This window comes from Streptomyces sp. NPDC107521 (assembly GCF_055598485.1).
The window spans coordinates 203,660-220,760 of the sequence record NZ_JBVKAT010000013.1 but is presented as its reverse complement, the minus strand read 5'-3'; the positions used below and the strand labels follow the sequence as shown (position 1 = coordinate 220,760).

12 protein-coding genes and 1 pseudogene are annotated in these 17,101 nt (G+C 75.4%); 6 read left to right on the top strand and 7 right to left on the bottom strand.

Features of this window, described 5'->3' with window-relative positions; genetic code table 11:
- Window positions 1-87: 87 nt before the first annotated feature.
- Complete coding sequence (locus ACZ7LB_RS20805; protein ID WP_471470109.1) at window positions 88-2,085, bottom strand: alpha-1,4-glucan--maltose-1-phosphate maltosyltransferase; 1,998 nt, start codon at window positions 2,083-2,085, stop codon at window positions 88-90.
- A 58-nt stretch (window positions 2,086-2,143) separates the two neighbouring features.
- Window positions 2,144-2,470, bottom strand: coding sequence for a DUF5133 domain-containing protein (locus ACZ7LB_RS20800; RefSeq protein ID WP_471470107.1), 327 nt, complete (start codon window positions 2,468-2,470; stop codon window positions 2,144-2,146).
- Between the two features lie 379 nt (window positions 2,471-2,849).
- On the opposite strand from ACZ7LB_RS20800, the pseudogene ACZ7LB_RS20795 reads away from it, so the two are divergent.
- Window positions 2,850-3,335 (top strand): annotated as a pseudogene (locus tag ACZ7LB_RS20795) (pep a2); the annotation flags it as partial.
- Between the two features lie 170 nt (window positions 3,336-3,505).
- A complete protein-coding gene (glgX, locus tag ACZ7LB_RS20790) occupies window positions 3,506-5,620 on the top strand; it encodes a glycogen debranching protein GlgX (RefSeq protein ID WP_471470105.1) in 2,115 nt (704 codons plus the stop codon).
- A gap of 12 nt (window positions 5,621-5,632) precedes the next feature.
- Here the strand turns inward: glgX and ACZ7LB_RS20785 are convergent, their stop codons facing one another.
- Window positions 5,633-6,448, bottom strand: coding sequence for a VOC family protein (locus ACZ7LB_RS20785; RefSeq protein ID WP_471470103.1), 816 nt, complete (start codon window positions 6,446-6,448; stop codon window positions 5,633-5,635).
- 224 nt (window positions 6,449-6,672) lie between these two features.
- Here ACZ7LB_RS20785 and ACZ7LB_RS20780 point away from each other — a divergent pair, with 224 nt between their 5' ends.
- On the top strand, window positions 6,673-6,996 hold the full coding sequence (locus ACZ7LB_RS20780; RefSeq protein WP_471470101.1) for an ANTAR domain-containing protein: 324 nt from the start codon (window positions 6,673-6,675) through the stop codon (window positions 6,994-6,996).
- A gap of 202 nt (window positions 6,997-7,198) precedes the next feature.
- On the opposite strand, the gene ACZ7LB_RS20775 is transcribed toward ACZ7LB_RS20780, so the two are convergent.
- Window positions 7,199-7,990 carry an RNA polymerase sigma factor SigF gene (locus ACZ7LB_RS20775; RefSeq protein WP_471470099.1) on the bottom strand — a complete coding sequence of 264 codons (792 nt, stop codon included), beginning with the start codon at window positions 7,988-7,990 and terminating at the stop codon, window positions 7,199-7,201.
- A gap of 380 nt (window positions 7,991-8,370) precedes the next feature.
- On the opposite strand from ACZ7LB_RS20775, the gene ACZ7LB_RS20770 reads away from it, so the two are divergent.
- A complete protein-coding gene (locus ACZ7LB_RS20770) occupies window positions 8,371-8,895 on the top strand; it encodes a hypothetical protein (RefSeq protein ID WP_471470097.1) in 525 nt (174 codons plus the stop codon).
- An 18-nt stretch (window positions 8,896-8,913) separates the two neighbouring features.
- On the opposite strand, the gene hemC is transcribed toward ACZ7LB_RS20770, so the two are convergent.
- Both hemC and ACZ7LB_RS20760 read right to left on the bottom strand, forming a co-directional pair.
- A complete protein-coding gene (hemC, locus tag ACZ7LB_RS20765) occupies window positions 8,914-9,849 on the bottom strand; it encodes a hydroxymethylbilane synthase (protein WP_471470095.1) in 936 nt (311 codons plus the stop codon).
- 332 nt (window positions 9,850-10,181) lie between these two features.
- On the bottom strand, window positions 10,182-11,162 hold the full coding sequence (locus ACZ7LB_RS20760; RefSeq protein WP_471470093.1) for an ATP-dependent DNA ligase: 981 nt from the start codon (window positions 11,160-11,162) through the stop codon (window positions 10,182-10,184).
- Between the two features lie 749 nt (window positions 11,163-11,911).
- Between ACZ7LB_RS20760 and ACZ7LB_RS20755 the strand changes: the two genes are divergently transcribed.
- Window positions 11,912-14,266, top strand: coding sequence for an ATP-binding SpoIIE family protein phosphatase (locus tag ACZ7LB_RS20755; protein WP_471470091.1), 2,355 nt, complete (start codon window positions 11,912-11,914; stop codon window positions 14,264-14,266).
- A 239-nt stretch (window positions 14,267-14,505) separates the two neighbouring features.
- Window positions 14,506-15,498 (top strand): TauD/TfdA dioxygenase family protein, encoded by a 993-nt coding sequence (locus ACZ7LB_RS20750; protein WP_471470089.1) that lies wholly within the window; start codon window positions 14,506-14,508, stop codon window positions 15,496-15,498.
- 21 nt (window positions 15,499-15,519) lie between these two features.
- On the opposite strand, the gene ACZ7LB_RS20745 is transcribed toward ACZ7LB_RS20750, so the two are convergent.
- Window positions 15,520-17,022 carry a metallophosphoesterase family protein gene (locus ACZ7LB_RS20745; RefSeq protein WP_471470087.1) on the bottom strand — a complete coding sequence of 501 codons (1,503 nt, stop codon included), beginning with the start codon at window positions 17,020-17,022 and terminating at the stop codon, window positions 15,520-15,522.
- Window positions 17,023-17,101 lie beyond the last annotated feature (79 nt).

Sequence of the window (17,101 nt, the reverse complement as noted above, 5' to 3'; positions counted from 1 at the left end):
CGTAGAAGACGGCCCGTTTGAACCAGCCGGGGTCGCGGTCGCTCGCGGGGGTGTCCTCGAAGGTGTCCGGTACGGGCTCGTTGACGGTCATGAGGCTGCCGACCCTTTCTGCGGCGCGGCGGCGGACGGCCGCTGGACGTGGAAGACGTGCGCGGGCGCCCGGCCGGGCTCCAGGCGGACGTAGTTGGTCCGGCCCCACCGGTAGCTCTCGCCGGTCAGTTCGTCGTGGACGGTCACCGGGGCGTCGTGGCCGAGGCCGAGCCGCGGCAGGTCGAGCGTGACCGTGGCCTCCTGGGCGCGGTGCGGGTCGAGGTTGACGACCACCAGGACGGCGTCGTCCCCCTCGCGCTTGCTGTACGCGATGAGCGCGTCGTTGTCGGTCTCGTGGAAGCGGAGGTTCCGCAGCCGGTGCAGCGCGGGATGGGCGCGCCGGACGGCGTTGAGCCGGGTGATCAACGGGGCGATGGTGCGTCCCTCGCGCGCGGCGGCGTCCCAGTCGCGCGGGGTGAGCTGGTACTTCTCCGAGTCGCGGTACTCCTCGCCGCCCGGGTGCAGGGGGGTGTTCTCGCACAGCTCGTAGCCGCTGTAGACGCCCCAGGTGGGGGAGAGGGTGGCGGCGAGCACGGCGCGCAGCTCGAAGGCGGGCCGGCCGCCGTGCTGGAGGTGGGCGGGGAGGATGTCGGGGGTGTTCGCGAAGAGGTTGGGCCGCATGTGGGCGGCGGCCTCCCCCGACAGCTCGGTGAGGTACCCGGTCAGCTCCTCCTTGCCGGTGCGCCAGGTGAAGTACGTGTAGGACTGCTGGAATCCGGCCTGCGCCAGCGCGTGCATCATCGCGGGCCGGGTGAAGGCCTCGGCGAGGAAGATGACGTCCGGGTCGGTGCCGTTGACGTCCGCGATGACGCGTTCCCAGAAGACCACCGGCTTGGTGTGCGGGTTGTCCACGCGGAAGATCCGCACCCCGTGGCCCATCCACAGCCGCAGGACGCGGACGGTCTCGGCGACGATGCCGTCCATGTCGGTGTCGAAGGCGAGCGGATGGATGTCCTGGTACTGCTTCGGCGGGTTCTCGGCGTGCGCGACGCTGCCGTCCGGACGGTGGTGGAACCACTCGGGGTGCTTGGCCAGCCAGGGGTGGTCGGGGGAGCACTGGAGGGCGAGGTCCAGGGCGGTCTCCAGGCCGTGCCGGGCGGCCTCGGCCACGAAGGCGTCGAAGTCGTCGAAGGTGCCGAGCGCCGGGTGGATCGCGTCGTGGCCCCCCTCGGGGGAGCCGATGGCCCAGGGGACGCCGACATCGCCGGGGGCGGCGGTGAGGGTGTTGTTGCGGCCCTTGCGGTGGGTGGTGCCGATGGGGTGGACCGGTGGGAGGTAGACGACGTCGAAGCCCATGGCGGCGATGGCGGGCAGCCGCCGGGCGGCGGTGCGGAAGGTGCCGTGCGGCTCCTCGGGCGTCCCCTCGGAGCGGGGGAAGAACTCGTACCAGGCGCCGTACAGGGCCCGTTCGCGCTCCACCAGCAGCGGCATCGGCTCGGAGGAGGTGACCAGCTCCCGCAGCGGGTGGCGGGCCAGCACCGCGTCCACCCGGGGCGCGCACGCCGCCGCCAGCCGGGCGGCGACCGGCAGCGAGTCGTCCCCGAGGACCCGGGCGGCGGCCAGCACCGCCTGCCGCCCGGCCCGGCGCGGAACGCCCGCCGCGGCCCGCCGGTACAGCTCCGCGCCCTCCTCCAGCACCAGCCCGGCCTCGATGCCCGCCGGCACCTTGACGCCCGCGGCGCGCCGCCAGGTGGTGACCGGATCGCTCCACGCCTCCACCCGGTACGTCCAGTTCCCCGTCGTACCGGGGGTGACCTCGGCGCCCCAGCGGTCGGTGCCCGGCGCCAGCTCCCGCATCGGCGTCCACGGGCCGGGGCGGCCCTGCGGATCGGTGAGGACGACATCGGCGCCCACCGCGTCGTGGCCCTCGCGGAACACGGTGGCGGTCACCTCGAAGGTCTCTCCCGCCACCGCCTTCGCCGGTCGTCTGCCGCCGTCCACCGCCGGACGGACGTCCCGCACCGGGATGCGCCCGCTCACCGCGCTCCTGCCCATCCGTCCCACCTCCGCCGTGCTCGGGGCCGGACCGCGAGGGGCCCGGCCGGATGACGCCTCACGCCGCGCCGGTGGGGGTCTTCCGCCCCGCCGGCGGCAACCGGTCCGCCGCGGGGGACGGCGGGCCCAGCCGGACCGGCAGGGCGGGCCGGGACCGGTCGTCCCGCTCCCGCAGACGGGTGACCGGGGCCGTCCGCAGATACCGTTCGGCCGCGTCCGCCGCCTCCCGGGCGCAGCGCCTGCCCATGAGCACGCACAGGGTGTAGCCGGAGTCCTCGAAGGTGGTCCGCACCCCCGTGTCCGCCGGGGAGGCCAGCGTCATCCGCTCCCAGGCGCGGTAGCGCCGCAGCTGCCGGGCGACTTCGGTCCTCGCGGGAAGCAGCATGGCCGGTCACCTTCCGGGTCGGTCCGATCCGAACGATCAGCACTTCACACATGGTGCACGCGCGGTCACGGTCCGTCTTGTTGGATCTTCAACTTGTTTGCGCGCGGCGCGGACGCCCCCTCCCGGCGCTCCGAACGCCGCCCTCCCGCCCCCCGGGCGACCCGCCCCTCCGCGCCCCGGACGCGGCCCCGCGGCCGCCCGGCGCCCCGCGCCGGACCCGCACCGTGACCGCCCGGACACCGTTCGTGTTGCACGAATGGGCTACGGATCGCACTCTGGAATGACTCAGAAGCGATCAGTGCTCCCGCCTCGTGATCGGGGAGCCCGTCCCCCAAGGGACGAGGAGACGCGGGAGCCTTCGCGGTGAGGAGCCACGACGATGAAGACCGCAGTGCCCTGCTACTACCACCTCGACGTGGAAGTGAGCCCGGAACGGGTCGGACAGGTCAGGCGCATCCTGGCCGCCCACCTCAGGTTCTGGGACCTGGAGAACCTCGTCGACCCCGTCTGCTCCGGCGCCGAGATGCTGCTGCGGGCGATCGACGAGCACGTCAGCGACAAGAACACCTCGATCGAGATGTGGTGGAACCGCCAGCACCTCATCACGGCGGTGGCGGGCCACGACCGGGGACTCCGTCCCGACCAGGACCTGCGCGGCTGCCTCCGGCACCTCGCCGCCCACAGCGACGGCTGGGGCTGCTGCGCCACCGGCACCGGGTCGAAGGTCATCTGGTTCTCCCGGCGCGCCCGCTCCGGCGAACGCGTCCCGCTGGTGCCCACCGCACCGGGCCCGATCACCCAGGAGGGGCTGGAGCTGCCCCGGGAGACCGTGCCCGCCGCCCGGCTGGCGGGCGCCCCGGCCCCCGCGCCCGCCGGCCTCGTGCTCACCGGCCGCACGCCCACCGGTCCCACGGTCACCGGGCCCGTGCCGGCCGGCCGGATGCCCGCCGGCCGCGGGTCCGCCGTCCCGTCCCCCGGCCGGGTGCCGGAGGGCGCCCGGTGACGCGCCTGCGCGCGGGCGGGAGGGAGTCGCCCGTGTGGAGCGGGCTCCCCTACCCCCTGGGGGCCTCGTACGACGGCCAGGGCACCAACTTCGCCCTGTTCAGCGAGGTCGCCGAACGCGTCGACCTCGTCCTCGTCGACGACGACGGCACCCACCGCACCGTTCCGCTGCCCGACGTCGACGGCTTCGTCTGGCACTGCTACCTGCCCGGCGTCGGCCCCGGGCAGCGCTACGGCTACCGCGTCCACGGCCCCTGGGACCCCGCCGTGGGCCACCGCTGCAACCCCGCCAAACTGCTCCTGGACCCCTGCGCCCGCGCCGTCGACGGCATGGCGGACAACCACGCCTCGCTCTTCGAACGGGCCCAGGACGGGCCCGACCCGGGGGACAGCGCCGGGCACACCCTGCTCGGCGTCGTCACCGACCCGTACTTCGACTGGGGCGACGACCGCCCGCCCCGGCGCCCGTACTCCGCCACCGTCATCTACGAGGCCCATGTCCGCGGCATCAGCCGCACCCACCCCGGCGTGCCCGAGGAACTGCGCGGCACCTACGCCGGACTCGCCCACCCCGCGGTCGTCGGGCACCTGACGTCCCTCGGCGTGACCGCCGTCGAGCTGATGCCCGTCCACCAGTTCGTGCACGACGGGGTGCTGCGGGACCGGGGCCTGGGCAACTACTGGGGCTACAACACCATCGGCTTCTTCGCCCCCCACAACGGCTACGCCGCCCTCGGCACCCGGGGCCAGCAGGTCGCCGAGTTCAAGTCGATGGTCAAGACCCTCCACGAGGCCGGACTCGAGGTCATCCTCGACGTGGTCTACAACCACACCGCCGAGGGCAACGAGAAGGGGCCCACCCTCTCCTTCCGGGGCATCGACAACGCCTCGTACTACCGCCTGGTGGACGGCGACTGGCGGCACTACTACGACACCACCGGCACCGGCAACAGCCTGCTGATGCGCCACCCCTACGTGCTCCAGCTCATCATGGACTCGCTGCGCTACTGGGTGACCGAGATGCACGTCGACGGCTTCCGCTTCGACCTCGCGGCCACCCTCGCCCGGCAGTTCCACGAGGTGGACCGGCTGTCGGCGTTCTTCGACCTGATCCAGCAGGACCCGGTGATCAGCCGCGTCAAGCTGATCGCGGAGCCCTGGGACCTCGGCGAGGGCGGCTACCAGGTCGGCAACTTCCCGCAGCTCTGGTCCGAGTGGAACGGCAAGTACCGCGACGCCGTACGGGACTTCTGGCGCGGCGAGGAGCACACGCTCGGCGAGTTCGCCTCCCGGCTCACCGGCTCCTCCGACCTCTACCAGCACAGCAGGCGCCGCCCCCGCGCGAGCGTCAACTTCGTCACCGCGCACGACGGCTTCACCCTGCGCGACCTCGTCTCCTACAACGACAAGCACAACCGGGCCAACGGCGAGGACGACCGGGACGGCGAGAGCCACAACCGCTCCTGGAACTGCGGGGCCGAGGGACCCACCGACGACCCCGCGGTCCTGGAACTGCGCGGCCGCCAGCAGCGCAACCTGCTCGCCACCCTGATGCTCTCCCAGGGCATCCCCATGCTCTGCCACGGCGACGAGATGGGCCGCACCCAGCGCGGCAACAACAACGCCTACTGCCAGGACAACGCCCTGTCCTGGATCGACTGGCGGCTGGACGGGGAGCGGCGCGGCCTGCTCGACTTCACCCGGCGGGTGATCGCCCTGCGCGCCGCCCACCCCGTCCTGCGCCGGCGCCGCTACTTCCGCGGCGAGACCGCCACCCGCGCCGACCAGCCGCTCCCCGACCTGGTCTGGCTGCGGCCCGACGCCCGGGAGATGACCGACGACGACTGGCACCGCCCCGACGCCCGCTCCGTCGGCGTCTTCCTCAACGGCGACGCCATCGCCGAACCCGACCCCCGGGGCCGCCCGGTGGTCGACGACTCCTTCCTGCTCCTCCTCAACAGCCACTGGGAACCGGCCCGCTTCCGGCTCCCCGGCGCCGCCTACGGGGAGCGCTGGACCACGCTGATCGACACCGCGGTCGCGGAGGGCGGCCCCGACGAGACCGAGCACAAGGCGGGCACCGCGCTCACCGTGGAGCCGCGCTCCCTCGTGCTGCTCTCCCGGCCCTCCCGCGGCACCGGAGGGTGAGCGCGCATGGCCTCAGCACAGACGGCGCGCGGTCACCGTGAACTGCGCGCCGTCGGCGTCGCGCAGCACCGCCTCGTCCCCGTTCACCGACTGCGCACCGCCGCCGTTCCGCTCGGCCGCGCGGGCGCACCCCTCGACGTCCTCGACGGCGAAGTGCACCTGCCAGTGCGGCCGCACGGACGGGTCCGGGGCGGCGCCCAGGGCCCCCGACCCGATGCGCGCCACCACGTCGCCCCGGCTGCGCAGCACCACCTCGCCCCCCTCGTAGCGCACCTCGCAGCCGTCGCCGTCGGGCCGCTCCGAGGCCCACTCGAAGACCTCGCCGTAGAAGATCGCCGCGTCGAAGGCGTCGCGGGTGTACAGCCGGATGAAGGCCGGGCGCGAGGAGCGCCAGGTCTCCCAGTCGGCGAACAGCTCGCCCTCCCAGATGCCGAAGGCCGCACCGTCCCGGTCGGCCAGCAGCGCCGCCCGCCCGGGCGGCAGGGAGATCGGCCCCACCGCGGTGGTGCCGCCCCGCTCCTGCACCCGGGAGACCGCCTCGTCGGCGCTGCGCACGGCGAAGTACGGCGTCCACGCCACCGCCATCTGCCACATCGAGGCGACCGCCGCGATCCCGGCGACCGGCGTCCCGTCGGCCAGCGCGATCCGGAACGGGTCGCCCAGGCCCGCGGGGCGCCACCGCCAGCCCAGCACCGCGGAGTAGAACTCCTCGGTGGCCGCCAGGTCCCGGCTGGTCAGGCTCACCCAGCAGGGCGCGCCGAACACGGAGTGCGTCGACGGGGCGGCGCCGCCGCGCGGGCCGGCGGCGGAGGTCGTGTCGTGGTTCATGGCAGTGGCGTCCTGCTCTCGTCCACCGGCTGCCACCGGACGCGCGCCGGTGGCCGGCCGGTCCGGCGGGGGGCGCGGGCCGGGTACCCCGCGGGCCGCGCCGAAACGGCACCGGCGATCCGCCGGGCGGCCCGGTGGCGACCGCGGCGGCCGGTGGTGACCATGGAGTCGGAGCGGTTCCACGCGCCGCGGGCCGGCGCGGCGCTCCGGACGGGGAGGTGAGCATGGCGACGGACGGGGACTCCCGGGAGATATTCGAACTGCAGGAGCAGGTCCGGCAGCTCAAGGAGGCGGTCGTCTCGCACGCCGTGGTCGACCAGGCGATCGGAATGATCGTCGTACTCGGCCGGATGGCGCCCGACCAGGGGTGGGTCGTACTGAAGGAAGTTTCCCAGCATACGAACATCAAACTGCGCAACGTCGCGGAATCGATACTCATCTGGGGGCGCAGCGGAGTGATGCCGCGCGAGATCCGGGTCAGCCTGGAGGACGCCCTCGACCGCCACGCCCCGGCCCGTGTTCCGGGCGTCCCCATCCATCGGCGCTGATCCGGTACGGCGGCGGGCCCGGGGCGCGGCCGTACCGCCCGTTCGGGCCGTTCGCGTGGTTGCCCCGCCGCCATCCGTTCCCGGCCCGGAACATCCGGCGCTCCTTCTCGAAGCCGGGTGCGGGGGCCAGAGCCGACCGGTGGGACCGCCGACCGCCACCGGGCGGGCCCGCGGGCTCGACAGGGCGGGCCCGCCGCCGGGCTCAGCCGGTCTCGGCGAGGATCTCCTCGCGTATCCGGTCGAAGCAGCCGCTCAGCAGCCGTGAGACGTGCATCTGGGAGATGCCGAGCTGCTGGGCTATCCGGCTCTGTGTCATGCCCCGGAAGAACCGCAGGTAGATGATGGTCCGCTCGCGCTCGGGCAGTGCCTGGAGACAGGGCCGGACGGCCACCCGGTCGACGACGGTGTCGAACGCCGGGTCCGGACCGCCGAGCGAGTCCCCGAGCGCGTACCCGTCGGTCCCCGGCATCTCCGCCTCCAGGGACAGCGCCGTGAAGCACTCCAGGGCCTCCATGCCGGCGCGCACCTCGTCCGGGGTGAGCCGGGCGTGCTCGGCGATCTCCTCGACCGTGGGTGCCCGGCCCGGAGTCGTCTGGGCCAGCTCCTTCGCCGCCCTGCGCACCCGGTTGCGGAGGTCCTGGACGCGGCGCGGCACGTGCAGCGTCCACATGTGGTCGCGGAAGTGCCGCTTGATCTCACCGGTCACGGTGGGCACCGCGTACGCCTCGAAGGCGTGGCCCCGCGCGGGGTCGTAGTGGTCGACGGCCTTGACCAGGCCGAGCGCCGCCACCTGGTAGAGATCGTCCAGACCCTCGCCGCGCCCCCGGAAGCGGACGGCGATCCGCTCGGCCATGGGGAGCCAGAGCCGGATCAGCTCGTCCCGCAGCGCCGTGCGCTCGGGTCCGTCGGGCAGGGCGGCGAGCCGCGCGAACGCCGCCGCCGTGTCGGGCGCGTCGTCGTGCGGATGGGGCTTGGTTCTGCCGGCGATACGCATGGTGCGCACCTCCCTCGGCGGGGTGCCGGGTGGACGGGACACCATGGGGCGCGGGGGATCGGACCTCTGGAGGGCACCGGGTCCCGGCACGCGGGCTCCCACGGGCGTGCCTCCTGTCCGAAGCACTGTGAGGGGCTTTCCCGGACACGCCGATTCCGAAACAAATCACCTCATGGGCGACATGCGGCTTCCGGGGTGCGGAACGTGATGTGCGGCACGCCGCGCGTGATCGTCGCGGCGGCGCCCGGGGGATAGTTCCTGGGCAGCGCTTGATCACCGGCCGGCCGGGGTGAAGGCCCTGGCCACGGTGCGTTCCGCCCATTTGACAGTGCGCTGAGCACACGGATAGGAAGCAGCCCTGAGAGGGCGAGAGGTGCACTGTGTACGAGCCGAACGTGGTCGGGGACTGGCACGAGTACGGCGAGCACGCCGGTCTGCGGGTCCGCGTCCACCGCCTGGAACCGGCCGAGCCGCCGCGCGGGCGCGACGACGCCGCCGAGGGGCTCACGTACTTCAGCGTCCGGGTGACCGTCGAGAACCGGGGCGGCCGGCACCTCGGCGTCCAGTTGGAGGACGGCCAGATCGACGTGCGGGTCGGTCCCGACGGCGAGAGCGCCTTCCTGGACTGGCGCAACTGCCAGTTCATCGAGGGCTTCGACGTGTATCCGCTGCGCCGGGCCACCGCCGTGCTCTACGCGGCCGCTCCGGAGCGGAGCCTCGGACAGGTGGACGTCCAGGTGCAGTTGCGGGTCGAGGAGGAGTGGACCGGGCGCCGGCTGTGGGCCGGGGGCCTCGGGCTGGCCGAGCGGAGCACCGGTGCCCCGGCGGCTGCCGGACGGGACGACGGGCTGGCCCACCAGGTGAGCGCCTTCCTGCGGGACCAGGCGGAGGAGGGCTCCGCCTGATCCCGGGCCGTCCGCCCCTCAGTGGCCGATGCCGTCGATCAGCTCGCGCGCCCCTTGGCGCAGCAGGGCCACCGCGACCGAGGTGCCCAGTGTCGCCGGGTCGAGCCGCCCGGCCCATTCGTGGGCGTTCAGCCGGACCTTGCCGTCCGGGGTGAACACACAGGCCCGCAGCGAGAGTTCGCCGCTCCGGTCCACCCGGGCGAAGCCGGCGACGGGGCTGTTGCAGTGCCCCTGGAGGACGTGCAGGAACATGCGCTCCGCCGTGGCCTCGCGATGGGTGTCCGGGTGACCGAGGCCGCTGACCGCGTCGATCAGGGCGTCGTCGCCCTCCCGGCACTGCAGGGCGAGGATGCCCGCGCCGATCGGCGGCATCATCGCCTCCGTCGACAGGACCTCGCTGATCACGTCCGGGCGGCCGATGCGCTCCAGCCCGGACACCGCGAGCAGCAGCGCGTCCGCCTCGCCCGCCGCCAGCCTGGCGAGCCGCCGGTTGGCGTTGCCCCGGAACGGGACGCACGTCAGACGGGGGTGGGCGGCGGCCAGTTGGGCGACCCGGCGCACCGAGGAGGTGCCGACGCGCGTCCCGGCCGGGAGCGCGTCCAGGGTGAGCCCGCCCGGGTGTACCAGGGCGTCGCGGACGTCGTCCCGCTCCAGGAACGCGGCGAACACCGTGCCGGCCGGGAGCGGCCGGTCGGCGGGGATGTCCTTGAGGCAGTGCACCGCGAGGTCGGCCTCGCCCGAGAGCAGCGCGGCGTCGACCTCCTTGGTGAAGGCACCCTTGCCGTCCACCTGCGACAGATCGCCGAGCCACTTGTCCCCGGTGGTCCGCACCGGGACGACCTCGGTGCGCACACCTGGATGGAGAGCCGCCAACTCCGCCCGCACGCGCTCCACTTGAGCGAGGGCCATGGGGGAGTCACGGGAGACGACGCGGATCAGCTCGGGCGCGGACATGCCGACACGATAGTGCTCCCGGAGGACTCCCGGGCGCACGATTCCCCCGTCTGCCCCACGGACCGTCAGAAAACCTGCGGGCAGGGCCCGTCCGGTGGCGCGGAGCCTCCGCCGGAGGTGTCCCGGAGAGGGCCGCGGGCCGGCGGCGGGCGGTCCCCGGGCCCCTGCTCCGGGAGATGCGGCCACCGCGCGTCAGGGAGCGCGGCCACCGCGTCCGCCGCCGCCGTGCGAGAACCTCAGGGGGTGGCCGGGTGCGCCGAGCGGGCCCTCGGCGCACGGCGGTTGCCCGGGAAGGTCCGGTCCGTCCCGGGTCCCGGCCGGTCCCGGACGGCTCAGGCGGTGCCGTCGGGCAGGTCGGCCGAGGACTCCTCCGGGGTCAGGTCCGGGCGGAGCCGCACCCAGGACGGCTGGCGCAGCATCCCGTCCCGGGTGCGGGTGCTGTAGCGGACCTCCCCGACCAGCCGGGGGACCACCCAGCGCGCCTCCGCCACGGCGGGCACGGGGTCGAAGGGGCACTCGTCGGACGCGGCGGCCCGCAGCAGCCCGGCCAGCTCGGTGCGCTCGGCCTCGCTCCAGCCGGTGCCGACCCCGCCCACCCAGCGCAGCGACCCGGCGGCGCGCTGGCCGACCAGGAGGGCGCCCGGCAGTCCGCCCAGCCTGCCCCTGCCGGGGAGCCAGCCGCCGACCACCACGTCCTCGGTGCGCAGGTTCCGGATCTTGATCCAGGACCGGGAGCGCACCCCGGGCTCGTACACCGAGTCCAGCCGCTTGCACACCAGCCCCTCCAGCCCGTGCTCCCGGGTGGCCCGGAGGGCCTCGGCGCCGTGGCCGACCACCGCGCCGGGCGTCGACCAGGCCGGGCCGCTCAGCCCCAGCTCCTCCAGGCGGCCCCGGCGGCGGGTGTAGGAGAGGGGGAGCAGGGAGTGGTCGCCCAGGTGCATCAGGTCGAACAGCACCAGGTGCACGGGGGTCCGCGCCGCCCGGCGGGCCGCCAGGCCGGGGGAGTCGGCGAGCCCCATCCGGGACTGGAGGAGCTGGAAGTCGGCCCGGCCCTCCGCGTCCAGGGCCAGCACCTCCCCGTCCAGCACGGCCGGCGTGGAGCCGAGCGCGGTGCCCAGGGCCGCCAGTTCCGGGTAGGCGGCGGTGATGTCCCGGCCGGACCGGGCCCGCAGCAGCACCGTGCCGTCGCCGGGCAGGACGACCACGGCCCGCTGGCCGTCCTGCTTGGTCTCGTAGGCCCAGCGGGCGTCCTGCCGGGCGGGCGGCAGGGAGCCCGGGGTGGCGAGCATCGGAGGGATCTGGGGCAGCTCCACGGGGTCAGTTCTCGACCCGCGCGGCCACCGTCACGCCCGTTGCCCCGCAGGTTCGCCTGAACGGCGCCCGAGGGTCCCGCGGTGCCCGTGCGCGCCCGTGCGGTCGCGGTGGCCGGGAGCCGCGGTGCCCGGCGGGGACGTCGTGCCGCCGCGGGCCCCTCGCGGTGTGCGGGGTTCCTCGGCGACACCAGTGACATCAGTGGCACCCGTGGCCCCGTGGCCCCGGGGTTCCCGCGCTCCCGTCGCCGTACCGGCGTCCTCTCGTGGTGCCCGCGCGTGTCCCGCGAGCCCGTGCGGACCTGGTGGCGCCGGTGCGGATCTCACGGCCCCGCGCGGGCTTCGGGTGCCCCGGGGAGCCGCGATGCCCGCGGGGACGCCGTACCGCTGCGGGCCTCCCGCGGTGTCCGCGGTTCCCTCGTGGCGTCACGACATCCATGGCCTCCGGGGCCGCGCGCCCCGTCGTGGTGCCCGGCCCCCCTTGGGGCTCCCGCGCTTCCCGCGCCCTTCGCCCGGACCGTGGCCGCCCGGCCCCCGCCCGGGACCGTGGTTCCCCCGCACCCGCCGACGGGGCCTTCGGCGGGTGTCCGGCGGGCCGTCCACCGGTGGAGGGTCGTCCGCCGGCGCACCGCAACCGGAGCGCACCGCGGCGCGTCCCCGGGACCCCGGCCCGCGACCGCTTCCGCCCCCGGCGCCCACCATGCGGCGCACCCCGGTTGATAGCGGGCCGGGTACGGATGATCCTGGACGGCATGGAGTATGCCCCGGCCGTCGCGACCGTGGACCGCCACGGCGGCGTGACGGGATGGAGCGAGGGCGCGCGGCGGCTGACCGGCTACACGGCCGGGGAGGCGGTCGGGCGGCAGGTCCGGGACCTGCTGGCCGAGGACCCGGCCCCCGGCGCCCTGGCCGCGCTCTCCGGTGTCGTGGTGATCCGGCACCGGAACGGCACCGCCGTGGCGCTGCCGCTGCGCGCCTGCCGCCTGCTCACCGGGGACGGCGACGGCGAGGACGGCGGAGAGCACGCCGGATACGTGGTGACCGCCGAGCAGCCCGACGACCCGTCGGCCCTGCGGGGGCTCGCCTTCCAGCAGGCCCCCGTCTCCATGTCCGTCTTCGACGACCGGCAGCGCTTCCTGCTCGCCAACACCGTCACCTGCCGCACCATGGACACCACCGAGGACGCGCTCCGCGGCCGGTACCTCCCGGACACCATGCGGGACGTGCCCACCGACCGCTTCGGCATCGCCCGGCAACTGCGCGAGGTCGCCGAGACCGGCCGCGCCGTCAGCTACGAGAGCGTTGCCGGGGGTCCCGCGGACCGCCCCGAGGCCCGCACCATCGAGATGTGGCCGGTGCGCGACGCCTCCGGCGGGGTCAGGGCCGTCGCCGTCGCCGCCTTCGACAGCACCGCCCAGCACCGGGCCCGCGTCCGGCTCAGCGCCCTGAACGAGGCCGCGCGCACCCTCGGCACCACCCTGGACGTGGGACGCACCGCCGACGAGCTGATCGACGCGCTCGTGCCGCGGTTCGCCGGGGCCGCCGTCGTCGACCTGCTCGACTGGGTCCTCGGCGTCGACGACCGGGCCGAGCGGACCGCCCCGGACGGGGAGCACCCCCTGCGCCGGATGGCGCACGGCGCCGCCGGGAGCGCGGCCGGCCTCACCGTCCCCCTCGGCCGCTCCGGCCACTACCCGCCCGACACCCCTCCGGCCCGGGCCCTGCGCGAGGGCCGCGCGGTGCTCGCCGGGCCCGGCGACCCCGGTGTCGGCCGGTGGCTGCGCGAGAGCGGGACGGGCGCCCCGCCGGACCGGGTCCGCTCCGTCCTGGCCGTGCCGCTGCGGGCCCGCGGCACCATCCTCGGCGTCGTGGTGCTGGTGGCCGGCGCCCCCCAGGACCCGTACGACCAGGACGACACGGCGCTCGCGGAGGAACTCGCCAGCCGGGCCGCCGTCTGCGTCGACAACGCCCGCCGCTTCGCCCGCGAGCGCGCCACCGCCCTCGCCCTCCAGCACAGCCTGCTGCCGCGCGGCCTGCCCGGACAGGCCGCCGTCGAGGTGGCCCACCGCTATCTGCCGTCCGTCTCGGCGGCCGGCATCGGCGGCGACTGGTTCGACGTGATCCCGCTCTCCGGCAGCCGGGTCGCCCTGGTCGTCGGCGACGTCGTCGGCCACGGCATCCCCTCCTCGGCCACCATGGGCCGCCTGTGCACCGCCGTCCGCACCCTCGCCGACGTCGACCTCCCGCCCGACGAACTCCTCACCCACCTGGACGACCTCGTCACCCACCTCGCCGCCTCGGACGGTCGCGAGGACGGCGTCGAGGGGGTGGCGGAGACCGGCGCGACCTGCCTCTACGCCGTCTACGACCCGGTCTCCCGCCGACTCGCCCTGGCCGCCGCGGGCCACCCGCCGCCCGCCGTGGTCCTGCCCGACGGGACCTGCCGGTTCCTCCCGGTGGCCGCCGGGCCGCCGCTCGGCGTCGGCGGCCAGCCCTTCGAGGCGGCCGAGGTGGAACTGCCCGAGGGCAGCGTCGTCGCCCTCTACACCGACGGCCTGATCGAGGGCCGCGACCGCGACCCGGCCGGCGCCGCCGAGGCCCTCCGCCGCGCCCTGAGCGCCCCCGAGCAGCCGCTCGACGCCCTGTGCGACCGCGTGCTGGAGCGGGTGATGCCCGAGGAGCGCGTCGACGACGTGGCCCTGCTGCTGGCCCGCACCCGCGCGCTGGGCCCGGACCGGGTCGCCACCTGGGACGTCCCCGCGGACCCCGCGAGCGTCGCCGGGATCAGGAGTTCCGTCATCGAACGGCTCGGTCAGTGGGGCCTGGAGGAGGAGGCGTTCGTCACCGAACTGGTCGTCAGCGAACTCGTCACCAACGCCATCCGCTACGGCGAACCGCCGATCCAGCTGCGCCTGATCCGCGACCGCGCGCTCATCTGCGAGGTCTCCGACGCCAGTTCCACCTCCCCGCACCTGCGCCGAGCCCAGGCGTTCGACGAGGGCGGCCGGGGGCTGCTGCTGGTGGCCCAGCTCACCCGGCGCTGGGGCAGCCGCCAGACCGCCGACGGCAAGACCATCTGGGCCGAACAGCCGCTCTCCGACGACTGATCCGCGCACCCCGGGCCCACCCCGGACGGGAAACCCCCGCCCTCCCGCCGTGCCCCGGCGCGTCCGGATCCCGCCCCGCCGTCCCGGGCGCACTCGCCCCGCGCGGCGCGGACTGCCACGATCTCCGGGAACCGCACCGCCGTACCGGGAACACCGCGGCGCGGGCGAACACCACGACGCACGGCGGCACACGACGGCGTACGACGGGCCGCACGAGGCACGACGGAGACGGAGCGCGCATGGCGACGGACGGGACGAGGGACGAGAGGGCCGCGGCGGAGCGCGCGGCGGCCCGGGACGCGGGTGTCGGGATCGAACCGGCCGCCGGGCACATCGGCGCCGAGATCACCGGCGTCGACCTGACGGAGGAGCTGAGCCGGGAGCGGGTCGCGGTGATCGAGGCGGCGGTGCACCGCTGGAAGGTGGTCTTCTTCCGCGGCCAGCGGCTGGACCACGCCGGGCACGTCGCCTTCGCCCGGCGCTTCGGACGGCCCGTCGTACCGCCCCGGCGCGGCGGCGCCTCCCCCGTGGACGTCCCGGAGATCGAGACCACCGCCGACCGGCTGGAACTGGGCGGGCGCTTCGGCATGGACCACGACGAGTGGCTGGACCGCCGCCGCCACACCCTGCTGCGCGGCTGGCACTGCGACCACGGCGCCCGCGTCGACCCGCCCGCCGCCACCGTCCTGCGCGCCGAGGCCGTCCCGCCCTACGGGGGCGACACCACCTGGGCCAGTCTCGCCGCCGCCTACGCCGGACTCTCCGCCCCGGTGCGCGCGTTCGTGGACGGGCTGCGCGCCGAGCACCGCCTAGGCGTCGGCTACCGGCCCCGGCCCGGTGACGACGCCTACGCCCGCCACCTGCTCGACCACCAGGTCGCGACCGTGCACCCGCTGGTCCGCGTCCACCCGGTCACCGGCGAACGGCTGCTGTTCGTCAACGGCTACTACGTCGAGCGGATCACCGGGCTGACCCGCCCGGAGAGCACGGCGGTCCTGGAGATGCTGCTGGAGCAGGCCACCCGCCCCGAGTACACCGTCCGCTTCCGCTGGGAGCCGGGCAGCGTCGCCTTCTGGGACAACCGGGCCACCATCCACCTCGCCCCGGCCGACGCCGCCCGCCTCGGCCACCCCAGGATCATGCACCGTGTGATGCTCACCGGCGAGGTGCCCACCGGTGTCGACGGCACCCCCTCCGAGCCCCTCACCGGCAGCGCCCCGGGCCGCTGGTGACCCGGTGCGCGCCGGGTGCCGTCACCCGAGCGGGATGATCACCTCGTCCTCGACCGGCGGGGCGATCTCCTGTGCCCGGTTGCCGGTCGCGGCGAAGCAGCGCAGCCGCACCGACTCCGGGGTCACGTCCAGCCGCAGGAAGCTCTTGAAGAACGGCGGGCTGTGCGTCGCCGACCCCGGGGAGAGGAGCTGCGCGTACATCCTGCGCACCGGCAGCCGCAGGCGCCTCCGGCGGTCCGGACGGCTGCCGGTGCCCAGCAGCCCGGCGACCAGCCGGACCCGCCGGGTGACCCTCGGGTCGCCGTCGGCCGCGCGGCCGGGGCGGATGCCGAGCCGCTCCGCGACCACCGCCGTCGCCTCGTCCTGGGTGAGGGCGAACAGGCGCCGCATCCGCAGCCGCCGGCCGTAGAGGGCGCCGTAGAAGGCCAGCGAGTCGCCGCGCAGCGGGTAGCAGCGGAAGTCGGCCTCGGTGACCCCGGCCACCGACACCCGGGGGATGGTGTGCGTGGCGTGCGTGAACGCCCCGCCGCCGCCCGCGACGACGTACTGGACGGTGCGCCCGCCCACGTCGACCGGATAGCGCTGGTAGTTGTGGATGTCGCCGCCGATCGCGGCCACGTAGCGGTGGGCCGGGTCGCGGACGAGGTCGTCGACCGTGCCGCCGCCCTCGACGGGGCACGGGTGGTGCTCGCCGTCCACGTACAGGGGCGAGCCGGTGACCAGGATCTTGGGGCGCGGCCCCCGGGACACCTCGCGCAGCCAGGCGCCCTGTTCGGCGTCGACCGTCCCGAGCAGCCCGGTGTCGATGCCGACGACGCGCAGCGGACCGGCGTCGATCGCCCAGTACGGGCCGGGCTGCGACGCCCGCTGGGAGGGGGCCGCCCGCAGCGCGCGGGCCTCGTCCAGGTGCCGCCCGGCGCCGGGGCGGGGCCGGTGCCAGAGGGCGTCGCGCAGCCGGGCCCGGCTGAGGGGGCGCGGCGCGGGGCCGGGCGGCAGCGGCGGGGCGTCGTCGCAGAAGACCCGCATGAACGCGGTGAGGTCCTCGTACCAGTCGTGGTTCCCGGGTATCGCGTAGACGGGCGCCGGATAGTCCCGGTAGGGGTGGAAGAACTTGGCCCCGTAGTCGTCCGCACCGCCCACCGGGTAGATCACGTCACTGGCGAGGACCGCGAAGCGGGTGCCCCGCCCGGCCTTCAGCAGCCCCGGCACGACGGCGTACTGGGGGTCGCCGCCCTCGCCGGTGTCCCCGATCACCAGGAACGAGAAGCTGTCGGGGTCGTCGCGGCGCACCACCCGGTCGGCGGGCGCCCCGGCCGCCACCCGCTGGGCGGCCCAGCGGGCGCGGGTGCGGCCCGTGGGGTCACCCAGCCAGGAGGCGAGCACGCCGTTGCGGGCGGCCCACAGGAGCCTCGGGTCCAGCCAGGACAGGCGCTCGGTGCGGGCCGGGAGCAGGGAGCGGTAGGCGCCGGGCTCGGCGGTCCCCCAGCCGGCGCCCGCGGCGGTATCGCGTGAGGAGTCGGACACCCGCGCACGGTAACAACCGGCCACCGGAATCCCGGGACCGGGTCGCCCTCAACCTCCTTGAGGAACACGCCTGTTGGTG